Origin of the sequence: Blastococcus sp. TF02A-26, from assembly GCF_003319125.1 — a bacterium.
In the GTDB taxonomy this organism is placed as follows: domain Bacteria; phylum Actinomycetota; class Actinomycetes; order Mycobacteriales; family Geodermatophilaceae; genus Trujillonella.
In genome coordinates, this window is the sequence record NZ_QOHG01000014.1 from 22,661 (window position 1) to 39,952 (window position 17,292).

Annotated in this window: 10 protein-coding genes; 5 read left to right on the forward strand and 5 right to left on the reverse strand. The window is 72.8% G+C overall.

The window, feature by feature from the left end:
- Positions 1 to 10: 10 nt before the first annotated feature.
- The 3 genes from DQ240_RS15820 to DQ240_RS15830 all read right to left on the reverse strand — a co-directional run bounded on the left by DQ240_RS15820 (position 11) and on the right by DQ240_RS15830 (position 2,978).
- Positions 11 to 1,159, reverse strand: a complete 1,149-nt coding sequence (locus DQ240_RS15820; protein ID WP_113840586.1) for an ABC transporter substrate-binding protein — start codon at positions 1,157 to 1,159, stop codon at positions 11 to 13.
- Between the two features lie 129 nt (positions 1,160 to 1,288).
- On the reverse strand, positions 1,289 to 2,077 hold the full coding sequence (locus tag DQ240_RS15825; protein ID WP_113840587.1) for an enoyl-CoA hydratase/isomerase family protein: 789 nt from the start codon (positions 2,075 to 2,077) through the stop codon (positions 1,289 to 1,291).
- Between the two features lie 97 nt (positions 2,078 to 2,174).
- Positions 2,175 to 2,978 carry an ABC transporter ATP-binding protein gene (locus tag DQ240_RS15830; protein WP_113840588.1) on the reverse strand — a complete coding sequence of 268 codons (804 nt, stop codon included), beginning with the start codon at positions 2,976 to 2,978 and terminating at the stop codon, positions 2,175 to 2,177.
- 50 nt (positions 2,979 to 3,028) lie between these two features.
- On the opposite strand from DQ240_RS15830, the gene glgX reads away from it, so the two are divergent.
- Positions 3,029 to 5,164 carry a glycogen debranching protein GlgX gene (gene glgX / locus DQ240_RS15835; protein ID WP_113840589.1) on the forward strand — a complete coding sequence of 712 codons (2,136 nt, stop codon included), beginning with the start codon at positions 3,029 to 3,031 and terminating at the stop codon, positions 5,162 to 5,164.
- 76 nt (positions 5,165 to 5,240) lie between these two features.
- On the opposite strand, the gene DQ240_RS15840 is transcribed toward glgX, so the two are convergent.
- Both DQ240_RS15840 and glgP read right to left on the reverse strand, forming a co-directional pair.
- Positions 5,241 to 6,227: an FHA domain-containing protein gene (locus tag DQ240_RS15840; RefSeq protein WP_113840590.1), complete on the reverse strand. Its 987-nt coding sequence runs from the start codon at positions 6,225 to 6,227 to the stop codon at positions 5,241 to 5,243.
- Positions 6,228 to 6,348: 121 nt separating this feature from the next.
- Positions 6,349 to 8,955: an alpha-glucan family phosphorylase gene (gene glgP, locus DQ240_RS15845; RefSeq protein ID WP_369832013.1), complete on the reverse strand. Its 2,607-nt coding sequence runs from the start codon at positions 8,953 to 8,955 to the stop codon at positions 6,349 to 6,351.
- Between the two features lie 82 nt (positions 8,956 to 9,037).
- Here glgP and DQ240_RS15850 point away from each other — a divergent pair, with 82 nt between their 5' ends.
- The 4 genes from DQ240_RS15850 (at position 9,038) to glgB (ending at position 17,237) form a co-directional block, all read left to right on the forward strand.
- Complete coding sequence (locus tag DQ240_RS15850; protein WP_113840676.1) at positions 9,038 to 11,044, forward strand: alpha-1,4-glucan--maltose-1-phosphate maltosyltransferase; 2,007 nt, start codon at positions 9,038 to 9,040, stop codon at positions 11,042 to 11,044.
- A gap of 103 nt (positions 11,045 to 11,147) precedes the next feature.
- The gene (treS, locus tag DQ240_RS15855) at positions 11,148 to 12,959 is read left to right on the forward strand and encodes a maltose alpha-D-glucosyltransferase (protein ID WP_113840592.1); all 1,812 of its coding nucleotides are present in this window, start codon (positions 11,148 to 11,150) and stop codon (positions 12,957 to 12,959) included.
- Positions 12,956 to 14,326, forward strand: coding sequence for a phosphotransferase (locus tag DQ240_RS15860; RefSeq protein ID WP_113840593.1), 1,371 nt, complete (start codon positions 12,956 to 12,958; stop codon positions 14,324 to 14,326). The genes treS and DQ240_RS15860 overlap by 4 nt, the downstream gene beginning before the upstream one ends.
- 55 nt (positions 14,327 to 14,381) lie before the next feature.
- Positions 14,382 to 17,237 carry a 1,4-alpha-glucan branching protein GlgB gene (gene glgB, locus DQ240_RS15865; protein WP_113840594.1) on the forward strand — a complete coding sequence of 952 codons (2,856 nt, stop codon included), beginning with the start codon at positions 14,382 to 14,384 and terminating at the stop codon, positions 17,235 to 17,237.
- Positions 17,238 to 17,292: the final 55 nt, after the last annotated feature.

Here is a 17,292-nt window from a genome sequence, read left to right on the forward strand (position 1 = left end):
AGGGTGGTGCTCAGCCGGACATCTCCTCGTTCCAGCGGGCCGTCACGACCTCCTTGGCAGCACTCTCCTGCTCCTCGGTCGGGAACTCGACCTCGGCCTCGACCGGCGGCAGTGCGGCGAGTGCCTCGGCGTCGGCGGTGCCGGCCTCCTCCATCGCGGGCAGGCGCACCGGGCGGGCACCGCCGGCCAGCCACAGGTTCTGGCCCTCGTCGCTGTAGAGGAACTCCTGCCACAGGCGGGCGGCCGCCGGGTGCGGCGCGTAGGCGCTGATCGCCTGGCTGTAGAAGCCGCCGAAGAGCCCGTCGCTGGGGACCACGACCTCCCACTCGGTGCCGACCTCGGCCAGCCCCTCGTCGTAGGCGGCGTTCAGGTAGTCCCAGTCGAGGACGATCGGCGTCTCGCCGCTCTCGATGGTGGCCGGGGTGCTCTCCACCGGGTTGAAGTTCCCGGCGTCCTTGAGCTGGACGAAGAAGTCGATGCCCGGGCCGATGTCGTCGAGGTCACCGCCGTTGGCCAGCGCCGCCGCCCAGACCCCGCCGAAGGCCGCCGCGGCCTGGGTCGGGTTGCCGTTGAGCGCCACCTGGCCGCGGTACTGCGGGTCGAGCAGGTCCTGCATGGTCTGCGGGCACTCGGTCACGATCGTGGCGTTGCAGCCGATCGAGATGTAGCCGCCGTAGTCGTTGTACCAGTGGCCCTCCGGGTCCTTCTGGCCCTCGGGGATCTCGTCCCAGGTCTGCACCTGGTAGGGCGCGAGCAGGTCCTGCGCCTGGGCCTGGCGGGCGAACGCGGTGCCGAGGTCCAGCACGTCGGGCGCCCGGTCCTGGCCGCGCTGGCTCTCGACGGCGTTCAGCTCGTCCTGGCTGGAGCCGTCGGGCGAGGCGCTGTTGACCGTGATGTCGTACTTCTCCTCGAAGGTGGAGATGATCTCGCCGTAGTTCGCCCAGTCCGGCGGCAGGGCGATGACGTTGAGCTCGCCCTCCTCCTGCGCGGCCTCGATCAGGTCGTCCATCGAGCCGAAGTCCGACAGCGAGGTCGCCTCGGCCGCGTCGCCGCCGGCACCGCCGCCACCGCCACCTCCGCCGTCGTCGCTGCCTCCGCAGGCGGCGAGGGTGAGCGCGGCCGTGAACAGGGCCACGGTCGTCGAGGTGCTGCGTCGCACGAGGTTCCTCCTGGTGTCCGTTCCGCCCCGGGGCGAGAGCTCGGGGGGCCTCCGGGATGGTGACAGACGGAACGGCGTCAGGGCGGCCCGAACGGCGACCGGCGGGCGAACAGTCCGCGAACGGGCGAGTCAGCGACCGGTGAAGGTGGCCTTCCCCGGGCCGTTCTCGATGAACGACTGCATCCCGTGCTGCTGGTCCTCGGTGCCGAAGAGACCGGAGAACAGCCGGGTCTCCAGGGCCAGGCCCTGCGACAGCGTCATGTCCAGGCCGTCCTCGATCGCCTGCTTGGCCGCGGCCAGGGCGGCCGTCGGGCCCTGGGCGAACCGCCGCGCCATGGCCATGGCGGTGGAGTACACCTCGTCGTCGGGGACGACGGCGTCGGCCAGCCCCATCTCCAGCGCCTCCTCCGCGCCGACGTGGCGGCCGGTGAACACGAGGTCCTTGGCCTTGGCCGGGCCGACCAGGCGGGCCAGGCGCTGGGTGCCGCCCGCACCCGGGATGACGCCGAGCTGGATCTCGGGCTGGCCGACCTTGGCGCCGGCGCCCATCACGCGGAAGTCGGCGCAGAGCGCGAGCTCGTAGCCGCCGCCGAGGGCGTAGCCGGTGATCGCGGCGATGACCGGCCTGGGGATGCGCTGCACGGCGATGAAGGACTCCTGCAGCTCTCGGCCCCAGGCGGCCATGCCGCGGGCGTCGAGCTGGGCCATCGCCTTGATGTCGGCGCCGGCGGCGAACACCCGCTCGCCGCCGTAGATCACGACCGCGCGCACGTCCTCGCGAGCACCGGCCTCCATCGAGACGGCGCGGACCTCGCGGTGCAGCTGGTCGTTGATCGCGTTCATCTTGGGACGGTCGAGGCGGATCGTGCCCACCCCGTCCTCGACCTGCAGGGTCACGAACTCGTGCGCGGCTGACATGTCCGGGACCCTAACCCCGGGGCATGGGTACCCATACCCGCGTCGCCGGGGCTCCGGGCACAGGTATCGGTACCCATGCCCAGGACGGCGGGGCCGCTCAGCGGGCGCGACGGGCGGAGAAGCGGCCGTCGGCACGGTCCAGGCGCAGCGGCAGCCCGAAGGTCTCCGACAGCCCCTCGGCGGTCACGACCCGCTCGAGCGGACCGGCGTCGACCACCCGGCCCTCGCGCAGCAGCAGCGCGTGCGTGTAGCCGGGCGGGATCTCCTCGACGTGGTGGGTGACCAGCACCTGCGCCGGCGCGTAGAGGTAGCCGGCGAGGTCGGACAGGCGGGCGACGAGGTCCTCGCGGCCGGCGAGGTCCAGCCCGGCGCCGGGCTCGTCGAGCAGCAGCAGCTCCGGGTCCGGCATCAGCGCGCGGGCGATCTGCACCCGCTTGCGCTCGCCCTCGCTGAGCGTGCCGAACGGGCGGTGGGCGAAGCCCTCGACGCCCCACTGCCGCATGAGCATCGCGGCGCGGGTCAGGTCGGCGATGTCGTACCGCTCCCGCCAGCGGCCGACGACGGCGTACCCGGCGGAGACGACGACGTCGCCGGTGCGCTCGGCCGGGCCGATCCGCTGGGCGAGCGCGGCGCTGGTGAGCCCGATCCGGGGCCGCAGCTCGAAGACGTCGACCGCGCCGAGGGTCTCCCCCAGCAGCCGCACCTCGCCGCGGGTGGGGTGCATGTGCGCCGACACCAGCTGCAGCAGCGTCGTCTTCCCCGCGCCGTTGGGACCGAGCAGGACCCAGCGCTCCTCGGCCCGGACGGTCCAGTCGACGCCGCTCAGCAGGGAGTTCTGACCGCGGACGACGTCCACCCCGCGGAGCTCGACGACGGGCTCGGACAACGCGGCGCTCGACACGACCTCATCCAACCAACCCGCCCGGCGGTCGGGGTTGGCAGGATCGGGAGATGCGCGCCGCGAACGACCTCGAGGTCTGGCCGGGCTCCCCCGCACCGCTGGGTGCGCACTGGGACGGCACCGGCACCAACTTCGCCCTCTGGTCGGCCGGGGCGCAGGCGGTCGACCTGTGCCTGTTCGACCACGACGGCACCGAGCACCGCCACCGGCTGCAGGAGAACACCCACCAGGTCTGGCACGGCCGGGTGAGCGGCATCGGCCCCGGCCAGCGCTACGGCTACCGGGTGCACGGCGGCTACGACCCCGGCTCGGGGCTGCGCTACAACCCGGCGAAGCTGCTGGTGGACCCCTACACCCGCGCCGTCGACGGCGACCTGACGCTGCACCCCTCGCTGTTCGGCCACCCGGGCGACGCGGTCGACTCGGGCACTCCCGAGACCAGCGACTCGGCGCCGTACGTACCGCGCGGGGTCGTGGTCCACGACCCGTTCCCGTGGGACGGCGACACCGCGCCGCGCATCCCGTGGACGGACACCGTGATCTACGAGGTGCACGTGCGCGGGGCCACGATGCGCCATCCCGACGTCCCCCCGGCGCTGCGCGGCACCTACGCGGGCCTGGCCCACCCCGCCTTCGTCGAGCACCTGCAGTCGCTCGGCGTCACCGCGATGGAGCTGCTGCCGGTGCACCACTTCGTCAGCGAGCCGCACCTGCTCCGGCGCGGCCTGACCAACTACTGGGGCTACAACACCCTGGGCTACTTCGCCCCGCACGCGGCCTACAGCGCGTCGGGCTCCGGCGGCCGGCAGGTCACCGAGTTCAAGGCGATGGTCAAGGCGCTGCACGCGGCCGGCATCGAGGTGGTCCTCGACGTCGTCTACAACCACACCGCCGAGGGCGACCACGCCGGGCCGACGCTGTCGTTCAAGGGCATCGACAACCGCGGCTACTACCGGCTGGACGGCGCCAACCCCGCCCGCTACACCGACTACACCGGCTGCGGGAACACCCTCGACGTCCGGCGTCCGCAGGTGCTGGCCCTGCTCATGGACTCGCTGCGGTACTGGGTGACCGAGATGCACGTCGACGGGTTCCGGTTCGACCTCGCCGCGGCGCTGGCCCGGTCGTTCCACGACGTCGACCGGCTGTCGGCGTTCTTCGACGTGATCCACCAGGACCCGGTGGTCAGCCAGGTGAAGCTCATCGCCGAGCCGTGGGACGTCGGCGAGGGCGGCTACCAGGTCGGCAACTTCCCGCCGCTGTGGACCGAGTGGAACGGGCTCTACCGCGACACGGTGCGCGATGTCTGGTCCGGCGCGCACGTCGGCGTCCGCGACCTCGCCTACCGGCTCACCGGCTCCTCGGACCTCTACCGGTCCGACGGCCGGCGCCCGTTCGCCAGCGTCAACTTCGTCACCGCGCACGACGGCTTCCCGATGCGGGACCTGGTCACCTACGAGCACAAGCGCAACGAGGCCAACGGGGAGGACAACCGGGACGGCGAGAGCCACAACCGGAACTGGAACTGCGGCGTCGAGGGGCCCACCGACGACCCGGCGGTCATCGAGCTCCGCGCCCGGCAGGTGCGCAACATGCTGGCGACGCTGCTGCTGTCGACCGGCGTGCCGATGCTGACCGCCGGCGACGAGCTCGGCCGGACGCAGGGCGGCAACAACAACGCCTACTGCCAGGACAACGACATCTCCTGGATCGACTGGGACGACGTGGACGGCGACCTGATGGCGTTCGTGGCCCGCCTGGTCCGCATCCGGCGCGACTCCCCCGTGCTGCGCCAGGTCGCCTTCTTCGACGGGCACGAGATCCCCGGCACGGGCGGCACCCGCGACCTCGCCTGGTTCGCTCCCGGTGGCGGCCAGCTCACCACCGCCGAGTGGTTCGACACCGACCTGCAGACCATCGGCATGTACCTCGACGGGCGCGGCATCCGGCATCGCGACGAGTTCGGCCACCCGGTGCACGACGAGTCCTACCTGGTGTGGCTGAACGCCGGCCCGGACGCGGTCGAGGTGACGCTGCCGGGAGCGCCGTGGAGCGACGGCTACGAGTTCGTCGTCTCCACCGAGTACCCGACCGGCGCCCCGCCCCGGCCGACGGTCGTCGCCCCGGGCCCGATCGAGCTCCCGTCCCGCACGGTCTGGCTGCTGCGGGTGCTCCGCAAGCCCTGACGGCGGCCGCAGCTCTGAACGCCCGTGGCCCGGAACCGATGCGGTTCCGGGCCACGGGGCAAGGCGGTGCGGGAGGTCAGTCCTGCGGCTGCTCGAAGGTGATGACGGTCCAGCCCAGCAGCAGGCGGTCGCCGTCGGAGAGCGGATGCGCGACGCCGGGCTCGAGCTGGGTCCACTCGGTGGCCTCGGGGCCGGCGACGTGGGTGCCGTTCAGCGAGCCGAGGTCGACCAGCGAGACCTCGCGGCCCTGGCGCTGGACGGCGGCGTGGGCCGAGGAGAGCACGTTCTGGGTGTCGGCGATCGGCACGGGGCGGGCGTTCCCGGCGGCCACCAGTTCGTGGCTGTCGGGACGGCGGCCGAGGACCAGGTCCTCGTCGACCGTGACGACCAGGCCGTCGTCGAAGCGGAGGATCGGCGCCGCGGGCGAGTCCGGCTTCCAGAACGCGGTCGCCTCCCCGCCGTCGGTACCGGGGCCCTGCACGGCGCCGGCGGAGGCGTAGCCACCGCTGGGCGCACCGAAGCCGGCGTCCGAGCCGGCCGAGAAGGACGACGGGGCCTGCGTGGCCTCGGGCACCACCGCGGCGGAGGGGTGCGCCACCGCGGCGAGCTGCAGCATCGCGCCGCTGCCGGGGACGGTGCCCTCGACGAGGTCGTAGGCGACGCCCGGGGGCATGGTCGGCACCGGCTGGCCGGGCCCGACGTAGAGGTTGGCGCCCAGCTGGAACCCGGCGGCCAGCGTGCAGCCGCCCTCCACCTGCAGGCCGGCGACCGGGACGCCGTCCACCGCGGGCTGGCCCTTGCCGGCCCACAGCGCGACGCCGGTGCCCGAGCCGCCCGCGGTGTCGACCAGGACGAGGGCGAAGGAGGCCGAGCTGCCGCCCAGCGCGGCGACCTGACCGGCGACCGCGGCGAGGACCCGGTCGGCGCCCGGGCCGGAGACGCCGAGGCAGGCGTGCAGGGCGGCCGCCAGGGCGGGGGAACCGGGAGCGTCCACCCACAGCAGACCGCCGCCGCGACGGGCGACGACGGAGTCTCCGGGCAGGACTTCACAGCGGTCGGGCATGCCCGCCAGCCTAGTGACCGCGAACGGAACTCGGCGGGTCCGTCCACCCCGCCACGCCGGGTGCCCCCTGACCTGCAGGGAAGCGTGAGCCCGGCGTGACGGGTGGTGAACGGACCGCGCCTCAGGCCGTGGCGACGAGCCCGAGCTCCGCCGGGTCGGCCAGGTGCGCCGACTGCGGCAGCACGCGCACCGTGTAGCCGAAGGCGCCCGTCCGCTCCAGCGGGAGCGTCGCGGTGAACCAGTGCCGGGAGCCGTCGGTCTGCTCGTGGGTCATGGGCACCGTCGTGACGTCGTGCAGCCCGTCGGCGTCGTCGACCCGGCCGTAGGCCGCCTGCACCTCGACGTCGCCGGGCGCCAGCCCCGGCAGCTCCACCTCCGCGCGCAGGGCGAGGGTGCTGCCGATCTCCGGGGTGTCACCGGCACCGGTCGCCTCCACGTGCGCGACCCGGATGCTGCTCCAGCGCTCCTGCAGCCGGGCCCGCCAGGCCGACTCCTCCCGCGCGGGGGCGTAGCCGCCCTCGGCCATGCTCCGGGCCGAGCCGGCGGCCGGCACGTAGAGCCGCTGCACGTAGTCACGGACCATCCGCGTCGCCAGCACCCGGGGCCCGGTCTCGCGCAGCGTGTGCCGCACCATCTCCACCCACCGGCTCGGGATGCCGTCGCGGTCGGTCTCGTAGAAGCGCGGGATGACCTGGGTGCCCAGCAGGTCGTAGATCGCCCGGGCCTCGACGTCGTCGCGGCGGTCGGGGTCGACGACGCCGTCGGCGGTCGGGATCGCCCAGCCGTTCTGGCCGTCGAACCACTCGTCCCACCAGCCGTCGCGGATGGAGAGGTTCAGCCCGCCGTTCAGCGCCGCCTTCATGCCCGAGGTGCCGCAGGCCTCCAGCGGCCGCAGCGGGTTGTTCAGCCAGACGTCGCAGCCCCAGTAGAGGTACCGGGCCATGCCGATGTCGTAGCCGGGGAGGAAGGCGATGCGGTGGCGGACGGCCGGGTCGTCGGCGAACTTCACCATCTGCTGGATGAGCTGCTTGCCGCCGTCGTCGGCGGGGTGGCTCTTGCCGGCGATGACCAGCTGGACGGGCCGGTCGGGGTCCAGCAGCAGCGCCCGCAGCCGCTCGGGGTCGCGCAGCATCAGGGTCAGCCGCTTGTAGCTGGGCACCCGCCGGGCGAAGCCGATGGTGAGGACGTCGGGGTCGAACGCCGTGTCGGTCCACCCCACCTCGGCCTCGGCCGCGCCCCGCGACAGCGCGGTCTCCCGCAGCCGGCGGCGCACCTCCTCGACCAGCCGGACGCGCAGCATCCGCCGGACGCTCCACAGCTCGCCGGCGCTGATCCGGTCCACACCGTCGAAGGCGACCGGCTGCTCGGCGGAGAAGGGGTCACCGGTGCGCGAGCTCTGGGTGCCGAGGTCCACCAGCTCCCGGGCGGTCCAGGTGGGCGCGTGCACGCCGTTGGTGATCGACGAGATCGGGACGTCGTCCTCGTCGAAGCCGGGCCACAGGTCGCGGAACATCCCGCGGCTGACGTGGCCGTGCAGCTGGCTCACGCCGTTGGCGCGCTGGCCCAGCCGCAGGCCCATGTGCGCCATGTTGAACTTCGTCGGGTCGTCCTCGGCACCCAGCGGGATCAGGTGCTCCAGCGGCACCCCGAAGCCGGCGAAGTACCGCTCGATCAGCGCCCGCGGGAACCGGTCGATGCCGGCCGGCACCGGCGTGTGCGTGGTGAACACCGTGCCGGCGCGCACCGCCTGCAGCGCCTCGGGGAACGAGAGCCCGTGCGACTCGGTGAGCTCGCGGATCCGCTCGACGCCCTGGAAGCCGGCGTGGCCCTCGTTGGCGTGGAAGACCTCCGGCGCCGGGGTGCCGGTGAGCTGGCAGTAGGCCCGCAGCGCCCGCACGCCGCCGATGCCCAGGAGCATCTCCTGGCGCAGCCGGTGGTCCTCGTCCCCGCCGTAGAGCCGGTCGGTGACGCCGCGCTCGGCCGGGGCGTTCTCCTCGATGTCGCTGTCGAGCAGCAGCAGCGACACCCGGCCCACCTGGGCGCGCCACACGTGGGCGTACAGCGTGCGGCCCTCGGGCAGCGGCACGGAGATGACGACCGCCGTCCCGTCGGACTGGCGCAGCAGCTTGACCGGCAGGCCGTTCGGGTCCAGCGCCGGGTAGTGCTCGAGCTGCCAGCCGTCGGCCGACAGGCCCTGCTCGAAGTAGCCGGCGCGGTACAGCAGCCCCACACCGATCAGCGGGACGCCGAGGTCGGAGGCCGCCTTGAGGTGGTCGCCGGCGAGGATGCCGAGGCCGCCGGAGTACTGGGGCAGCACCTCGGTGATGCCGAACTCGGCGCTGAAGTAGGCGATGGAGGCCGGCGCGGTCTCCCCCAGCGACTGGTACCAGTGCGGCGCGGAGAGGTAGTCGTCGAGGTCCTCCACGACGTCCTGCATCCGGCGCACGAACCGCCGGTCCTTGGCGAGGGTGGCCAGCCGGTCGGCCGAGACCTCGCCGAGGACCTTTACGGGGTCACCCCCGCAGGTCCGCCACAGGTCGGGGTCGAGCGCCTCGAAGAGGTCCCGCGTCTCCGGGTGCCACGACCACCGGAGGTTCATCACGAGTTGGGCGAGCGGCATCAGCTCCTCGGGGAGCGACGCCCTGACAGTGAACCGTCGGAGAGCACGCACGAGGCCGACACTAGCGACGGCAGCGCCCCGCCGTCGCCCCCGCGACGGGGTCCGCACCCGGGCCACCGGAGGCACCCGCGGGTGTGACCGTCCCCGCTCCGACATGCCCGACCAGGGTGATCTCGCTAGCGTGATCGCGATGACTGGCCGCGCTGACCTCCGTCTCGGCATCACCGATGTCGCCCCCGTCGTGTCCTGCGGGACCTTCTCGGCCCGCGCCGTGGTCGGCGAGCACCTGCCGATCACCGCCACCGTGTTCCGCGAGGGCCACGACGCCGTCGCCGCGGACGTCGTCTGGGTCGCTCCCGACGGCACCCGCGGCGCCTTCACCCGCATGGCGCCCTACAGCGAGGAGCCCGACCGCTGGCTCGCCACGGTCGTGCCGGACCGGGAGGGCCGCTGGACGTTCCGGGTCGAGGCGTGGAGCGATCCGCTGGCCACGTGGCACCACGCGGTCGAGGTGAAGATCGAGGCCGGACAGGGCCCCGAGGAGCTCGCCAACGACCTCGAGGAGGGCGCCCGGCTGATCGAGCGGGTCGCCAGCGACGCCGACGACGAGTGGCGCTCCCGCCTGACCGACGCCGTCACCGCCCTGCGCGACACCGGTCGCGGCCTGCCCGAGCGGGTGGCCCCGGCGCTGGCCCCCGCCGTCCAGGACTACCTGCACGACCACCCGGTGCGCGAGCTGGTGACGCCGTCGGCCGACCACGAGGTGTGGGTCGACCGGCCCCGCGCGCTCTACGGGTCCTGGTACGAGTTCTTCCCCCGGTCGACCGGGCCGGTCGTCGGCGGCGTCGCGACGCACGGCACGTTCACGACGGCGGCCGACCGGCTCCCGGCGGTGGCCGACATGGGCTTCGACGTCGTGTACCTCCCGCCCATCCACCCGATCGGCGAGGTGAACCGCAAGGGCCGCAACAACACGCTCACCCCCGACCCCGACGACGTCGGCTCCCCGTGGGCGATCGGCTCGGCCGAGGGCGGCCACGACGCCGTCCACCCGCGGCTGGGCACCATGGACGACTTCCGCGCCTTCGTCGAGCGCACCCGCTCGCTCGGCATGGAGGTGGCGCTGGACTTCGCCCTGCAGGCGGCGCCGGACCACCCGTGGGTGCAGAGCCACCCGGAGTGGTTCACCACCAAGCCCGACGGCACGATCGCCTACGCGGAGAACCCGCCGAAGAAGTACCAGGACATCTACCCGATCAACTTCGACAACGACCCGGCCGGCATCTACGCCGAGTGCCGCCGGGTGATCCAGGTCTGGATCGACGCCGGGGTGAAGATCTTCCGCGTCGACAACCCGCACACCAAGCCGCTGAACTTCTGGCACTGGCTGATCTGGGACGTCAAGCAGAGCCACCCCGACGTGCTGTTCCTCGCCGAGGCCTTCACCCGGCCGGCGATGATGCACCAGCTGGCCCGCATCGGGTACACGCAGAGCTACACGTACTTCACCTGGCGCACCGAGCGCCGCGAGATCGAGGACTACGGCCGCGAGCTCGCCGAGAGCGCGCACTACATGCGGCCCAACTTCTTCGTGAACACTCCGGACATCCTGCACGCGTCGCTGCAGTTCGGCGGCCCGCCGATGTTCAAGATCCGCGCAGTCCTGGCCTCGATGATGAGCCCGACGTGGGGCGTCTACTCGGGGTACGAGCTCTTCGAGCACGTGGCCGTGAAGCCGGGCAGCGAGGAGTACCTCGACAGCGAGAAGTACCAGCTGCGGCCGCGCGACTGGGCCGCCGCCGAGGCGTCGGGCCGGAGCCTCGCCCCGTACCTGAAGCGGCTCAACGAGATCCGCCGCGCGCACCCGGCGCTGCACCAGCTGCGCACGCTGCGCTTCCACCCGGTCGACAACCCGAACCTGATCTGTTTCTCCAAGACCGACCCCGGCTCGCAGGACGCCGTCCTCGTGGTGGTCGCCCTGGAGAGCCACAACCGGCAGATCGGGACGACGGCGCTGGACCTGAGCGTCCTCGGGCTGGACTGGCACGAGCGGTTCACCGTGCACGACGAGCTGTCGGGCGCCACCTACGACTGGGGCCAGTTCAACTACGTCGAGCTCGACCCGTACCGCGAGCCGGCCCACGTCTTCTCGCTGTCGTTCCCCCGGCCGGTCACCTGGCCGCCGGCGGTCCCCTGATGAAGGACCCCCTCGCCCCCCACCCCTCGCACGCTCGGGGCGGGCCCCTGCGAGGGGGCCGCCCACTCCACCCGCTCAGCACTCCCGAGGGGCACTCCTCCCGATGACGGTTCCCGTTCCCGACAGCCCCCGCCGCTCCGCACTGCCGCCGCCCGGCACCGACCCCGAGTGGTACAAGCGCGCGGTCTTCTACGAGGTCCTCGTGCGCGGCTTCGCCGACAGCAACGCCGACGGCGTCGGCGACCTGCGCGGCATGATCGACAAGTTGGACTACCTGCAGTGGCTCGGCGTCGACTGCCTGTGGCTGCCGCCCTTCTTCGCCTCTCCCCTGCGCGACGGCGGGTACGACGTCAGCGACTACACCGCGGTGCTGCCCGAGTTCGGCGACATCGAGGACTTCCGCGAGCTGCTCGAGGAGGCCCACTCCCGCGGCATCCGGCTGATCATCGACTTCGTCATGAACCACACCTCGGACCAGCACCCCTGGTTCCAGGCCAGCCGCAGCGACCCCGAGGGCCCGTACGGCGACTTCTACGTGTGGGCCGACGACGACACCGGCTACGCCGACGCCCGGATCATCTTCGTCGACACCGAGAGCTCGAACTGGACGTTCGACCCGGTCCGCAAGCAGTACTTCTGGCACCGCTTCTTCTCCCACCAGCCCGACCTGAACTTCGAGAACCCGAAGGTCGTCGAGGCGGTCCTCGAGGCGCTGCGCTTCTGGCTGGACCTCGGCATCGACGGGTTCCGCCTGGACGCCGTCCCCTACCTGTTCGAGGAGGAGGGGACCAACTGCGAGAACCTCCCGCGCACCCACGAGCTGCTCAAGCAGGTGCGCAAGGTGGTCGACCGCGACTACCCGGACCGGGTGCTGCTCTGCGAGGCCAACCAGTGGCCGGCCGACGTCGTCGAGTACTTCGGCGAGGACGGCGACGAGTGCCAGATGGCCTTCCACTTCCCGGTCATGCCGCGGTTGTTCATGGGCGTCCGGCGGGAGCAGCGCTTCCCGATCTCGGAGATCATGGCCCAGACGCCGGACATCCCGGACAACTGCCAGTGGGGCATCTTCCTGCGCAACCACGACGAGCTGACCCTCGAGATGGTCACCGACGAGGAACGCGACTACATGTGGGCGGAGTACGCCAAGGACCCCCGCATGAAGGCCAACATCGGCATCCGCCGCCGACTGGCGCCGTTGCTGGACAACGACATCGACACCCTCGAGCTGTTCAACGCGCTGCTGCTGAGCCTGCCCGGGTCCCCGGTCCTCTACTACGGGGACGAGATCGGGATGGGCGACAACATCTGGCTGGGTGACCGCGACGGCGTCCGCACCCCGATGCAGTGGACCCCGGACCGCAACGGCGGGTTCTCCACCGCCGACCCGCAGCGGATGTACCTGCCGCTGAACCAGGACCCGGTGTACGGCTACCAGGTCACCAACGTCGAGTCGCAACTGCGCAACACGAACTCGCTGCTGCACTGGATCCGGGAGATGCTCCGCGTCCGCGGCCAGCACCCCACGTTCGGCCTGGGCAGCTACGCCGAGATCGGCTCCCGCAACCCGACGGTGCTGTCGTTCGTCCGCGAGTTCGGCGACGACATCGTGCTCTGCGTCAACAACCTCTCCCGCTTCCCGCAGCCGGTGGAGCTGGACCTGCGCCGGTTCGAGGGCTACACGCCGATCGAGCTCACCGGCCGGGTCGAGTTCCCGCAGATCGGCGTCCTGCCGTACATGCTCACGCTGCCGGGCCACGGCTTCTACTGGTTCGAGCTGTCCAAGCCGAGCGTCCCGCACACCGAGCCCTCCGAGGCCGGGGAGCTGGAGCCGAGCAGCGCGGTCGCGGACTCGCTGCTCGCCGCCGGGGTGGTCGGCCAGACCGACGACGAGCAGACACCGGGAGGGGACCGATGAGCGCGCTCACCGACATCCTGCGCGAGTGGATGCCGCACCAGCGGTGGTTCGGCGGCAAGGGCCGGGAGTGGTCCGGGGTCGCGGAGGAGGGCTTCTTCCTCGACCGGTCGGACCCGGCGCTGTCGGTGCACCGGGTGCGGGTCAGCTACGCCGACGGTGGCAGCGACACCTACCTGGTGCCGCTGTCGTGGCGTGACCACGTGGTCGAGGAGCTCTCCTCGGCCTTCGTCGGCGCGGTCTCCAGCGGCGACCGGGAGAACTACGCCTACGACGCGCTGCGCGACCGCGACGCCACCCCGCCGTGGCTGGTGCACCTGGTGGCGGCCGACACGGTCGGGCCGATGCACTTCCACCCGGCCGGGGTCGCCCCCATCCCCGAGGGCGTGCCCGGCGACATCGTCTCCACCGAGCAGAGCAACACCTCCCTGGTCTACGGCCAGGAGGCGATCCTCAAGCTGTTCCGCCGGCTGGAGCCGGGACTGAACCCGGACGTGGAGATCCACGCGGCGCTCAGCGAGGCCCGCAACGAGCACATCGCGCCGCTGCTCGGGCACGTGGAGATCAACGACCCTGATCCGTCGCGCGAGCCGGCGACCGTGGCGATGCTGCAGACGTTCGTGCCCAACGCCAGCGACGGCTGGCGGCTGGCCACCGCGAGCGTGCGCGACCTGTACGCCGAGGGCGACCTGCACGCCGACGAGGTCGGTGGCGACTTCGCCGCCGACAGCGAGCGGCTGGGCGCGGCGACGGCGTCGGTGCACACCGACCTCGCGCGGGTCCTGCCGACCGAGGACGCCGACCGTGCCTGGTACGCCGCCGCGGCCGAGGAGATGACCGGTCGCCTCGAGGCGGCGCTGGCCGTGGTGGCGCAGCTGGAGGAGCACGCCGACGGGCTGCGCCGGCTGTACGCCGCGCTGGCCGAGGCTCCCGAGCCGGTGCGCCGCCAGCGGGTGCACGGCGACCTGCACCTGGGTCAGGTGCTGCGCACCGCCACCGGCTGGATCATCCTCGACTTCGAGGGCGAGCCGGCCCGGCCGCTGGCCGCCCGGCGCCAGCTGGACAGCCCGATGCGCGACGTCGCCGGCATGCTCCGCAGCTTCGACTACGCCGCCCGGCACATGCTCGTGGAGCAGCCCGAGGACACCCAGCGCGCCTACCGGGCGCAGGAGTGGGCCGAGCGCAACCGCACCGCGTTCTGCGCCGGCTACTCCGCCGCGAGCGGGCTGGACCCCTGCGGCGGCTCGCCCGTCCTGCGCGCGTTCGAGGCGGACAAAGCCGTCTACGAGTGCCTGTACGAGGCGCGCAACCGCCCGCACTGGCTCATGATCCCGCTGCAGTCGCTGGCGCGGCTCGCGGCCGCGGGCTGATCAGGGCCCGGCCCCCGAAGCCAGAACCGACGCTGACGAAGAGGACGACGACGCGATGAGCTCCCCCGACGGACCCCCGACCCCCGAGACACCGGAGCACCCGGCGACTCGCGAGCAGCTGGAGCAGGCGGTCGACGCGATGGCCGAGCAGGCGCGAGCAGCCGAGGCCGAGCCGGTGATCAACGCTGCGCCGGTCCGCAAGCGCGCGGCGGCGAAGAAGGCACCGGTGAAGAAGGCGGCCGCCGCCACCGACGGCGCCCCGGCGAAGAAGACCACCCGCAAGGCCGCGAAGAAGACCGCGGCCGCGCCGGACGCCGACGCGGCTCCCGCGAAGAAGGCCCCGGCCAAGCGCGCACCGCGGAAGAAGACGACGGCGACGGGAACGACGGACCTGCACGAGCCGCAGGCCGAGATCATCGCCGAGCAGGGCGGCACCGCCACCCCCGTCGTGGCGCCGGCCCCCATCGCCGAGCCGGGGTCCCCGTCCGGGGAGCCGGCCGGCCAGCCCGAGCCGCCGGACCCCGACCCGGCCGCGCCGGACGAGCCGCAGGCCCCGACCGAGAGCCCGGCAGAGGCTCCCGGCGGTACCCCCGCGGAGACGTCCACGGACAGTGCCCCCGAGCCCTCCGCGGAACCCGCCGGCGGCGTCCCGGCACCGGCGCCGGAGGACACCGCCGCGCGCGAGGTCGGCGGCGACGACCTGCGGGCCGTGGTGGAGGGCTGGTCGCACGACCCGCACGCCGTCCTCGGCACGCACCGGACCGCGGCCGGCTGGGTGGTCCGCACGCTGCGTCCCGACGCCGTCTCCGTCGCCGTCCTGGACGAGGACGGCAGCCGGTACGAGGCGCGGCAGCTGCACGGCGGCGGCATCTACGAGGCGCTGCTGCCCCAGCAGCCCGGCGACTACCGGATCGAGGTCTCCTACCGCGCCGACGGTGCGGACGCCGGGCAGGCCTTCGTCGTCGACGACCCCTACCGCTGGCTGCCCACGGTGGGCGAGCTCGACCAGTACCTCATCCGCGAGGGCCGGCACGAGCGGCTGTGGGAGGTGCTCGGCGCGCACGTCCGCCGCTACGAGACGCCCCGCGGCCCGGTCGAGGGCGTCTCGTTCGCCGTCTGGGCGCCCAACGCGCGCGGGGTCAAGGTCACCGGCGACTTCGACTACTGGGAGGCCCGCGCCTACCCGATGCGCGCGCTCGGCTCCTCCGGCGTCTGGGAGATCTACATCCCCGGCGTGCAGGCCGGCACCCGCTACCGCTACCACGTGCTCGGGGCCGACGGCGAGTGGCGGGAGAAGTCCGACCCGCTGGCGTTCGCCACCGAGGTGCCGCCGCTGAACGCCTCGATCGTCACCGAGTCCACCCACGAGTGGGGCGACGAGGCGTGGCTGACCGACCGCGCGGCCGGCAACTGGCACGAGCGCCCGATGAGCGTCTACGAGGTGCACCTGGGCTCCTGGCGGCAGGGGCTGTCCTACCGCGAGCTGGCCGACGAACTGGTGGACTACGTCGCCGCCGCCGGCTTCACGCACATCGAGTGCATGCCCGTCGCCGAGCACCCCTTCGGCGGCTCGTGGGGCTACCAGGTCACCAGCTACTACGCGCCGACGTCCCGCTTCGGCAGCCCCGACGACTTCCGCTACCTGGTCGACCGGGCGCACCAGGCCGGCATCGGCGTCATCGTCGACTGGGTCCCGGCGCACTTCCCCAAGGACGCCTGGGCGCTGGCCCGCTTCGACGGCACCCCCCTGTACGAGCACCCCGACCCGCGCCGCGGCGAGCAGCCGGACTGGGGCACCTACGTCTTCGACTTCGGCCGTACCGAGGTGCGCAACTTCCTGGTCGCCAACGCGCTCTTCTGGTGCAAGGAGTTCCACATCGACGGGATCCGCGTCGACGCGGTCGCCTCGATGCTCTACCTGGACTACTCGCGCGCCGAGGGCCAGTGGACGCCGAACGTGCACGGCGGGCGGGAGAACCTGGAGGCGGTGGCGTTCCTGCAGGAGATGAACGCGACCGTCTACCGCGAGGTGCCCGGCGTCGTCACCATCGCCGAGGAGTCGACCGCCTGGCCGGGCGTCACCCGGCCCACCTACCTCGGCGGCCTGGGCTTCGGGTTCAAGTGGAACATGGGCTGGATGCACGACTCGCTCGAGTACATGAGCAAGCAGCCGGTGCACCGCAGCTACCACCACGGCCAGATGACGTTCTCGATGGTCTACGCCTACTCCGAGAACTACGTCCTGCCGATCAGCCACGACGAGGTCGTCTACGGCAAGGGCTCGCTGCTGCGGAAGATGCCCGGTGACCGGTGGCAGCAGCTGGCCAACCTGCGCGCCTACCTGGCCTTCATGTGGTCGCACCCGGGCAAGCAGCTGCTGTTCATGGGCTCGGAGTTCGCGCAGGACTCCGAGTGGGCCGAGAGCCGGTCGCTGGACTGGTGGCACCTCGACGACCCGGCGCACCGCGGGATCCTGCAGCTGGTCACCGACCTCAACGCCCGCTACCGCGAGCTCGAGGCGCTGTGGTCGCTGGACGTCGACCCGGCCGGTTTCCGGTGGATCGACGCCAACGACGCGTCGGGCAACGTGCTCAGCTTCCTGCGCTTCGGCCGGCCGCGGCCCCAGGACGGCGCCGAAGGGACGGACGGCCCGTCCGGACCGGACTCCGGCCAGGCCCTCGCCGTCGTCACCAACTTCGCCGGCGAGCCGCACCACGGCTACCGGATCGGCCTGCCGCGCGGCGGCACCTGGCGCGAGGTCCTCAACACCGACGCAGAGGGGTACGGCGGCTCGGGCGTGGGCAACTCCGGGTCGGTCGTGGCCGAGGAGCAGCCGTGGCACGGTCAGCCCTACTCGGTGACCCTCTCCGCGCCGCCGCTCGGGACGGTCTGGCTCCTGCACGAGGGGTGACGTCGGTGCGCGCCTCCTCCCCCGACCGGATGGAGGCGCGCACCACCCGGTTCCC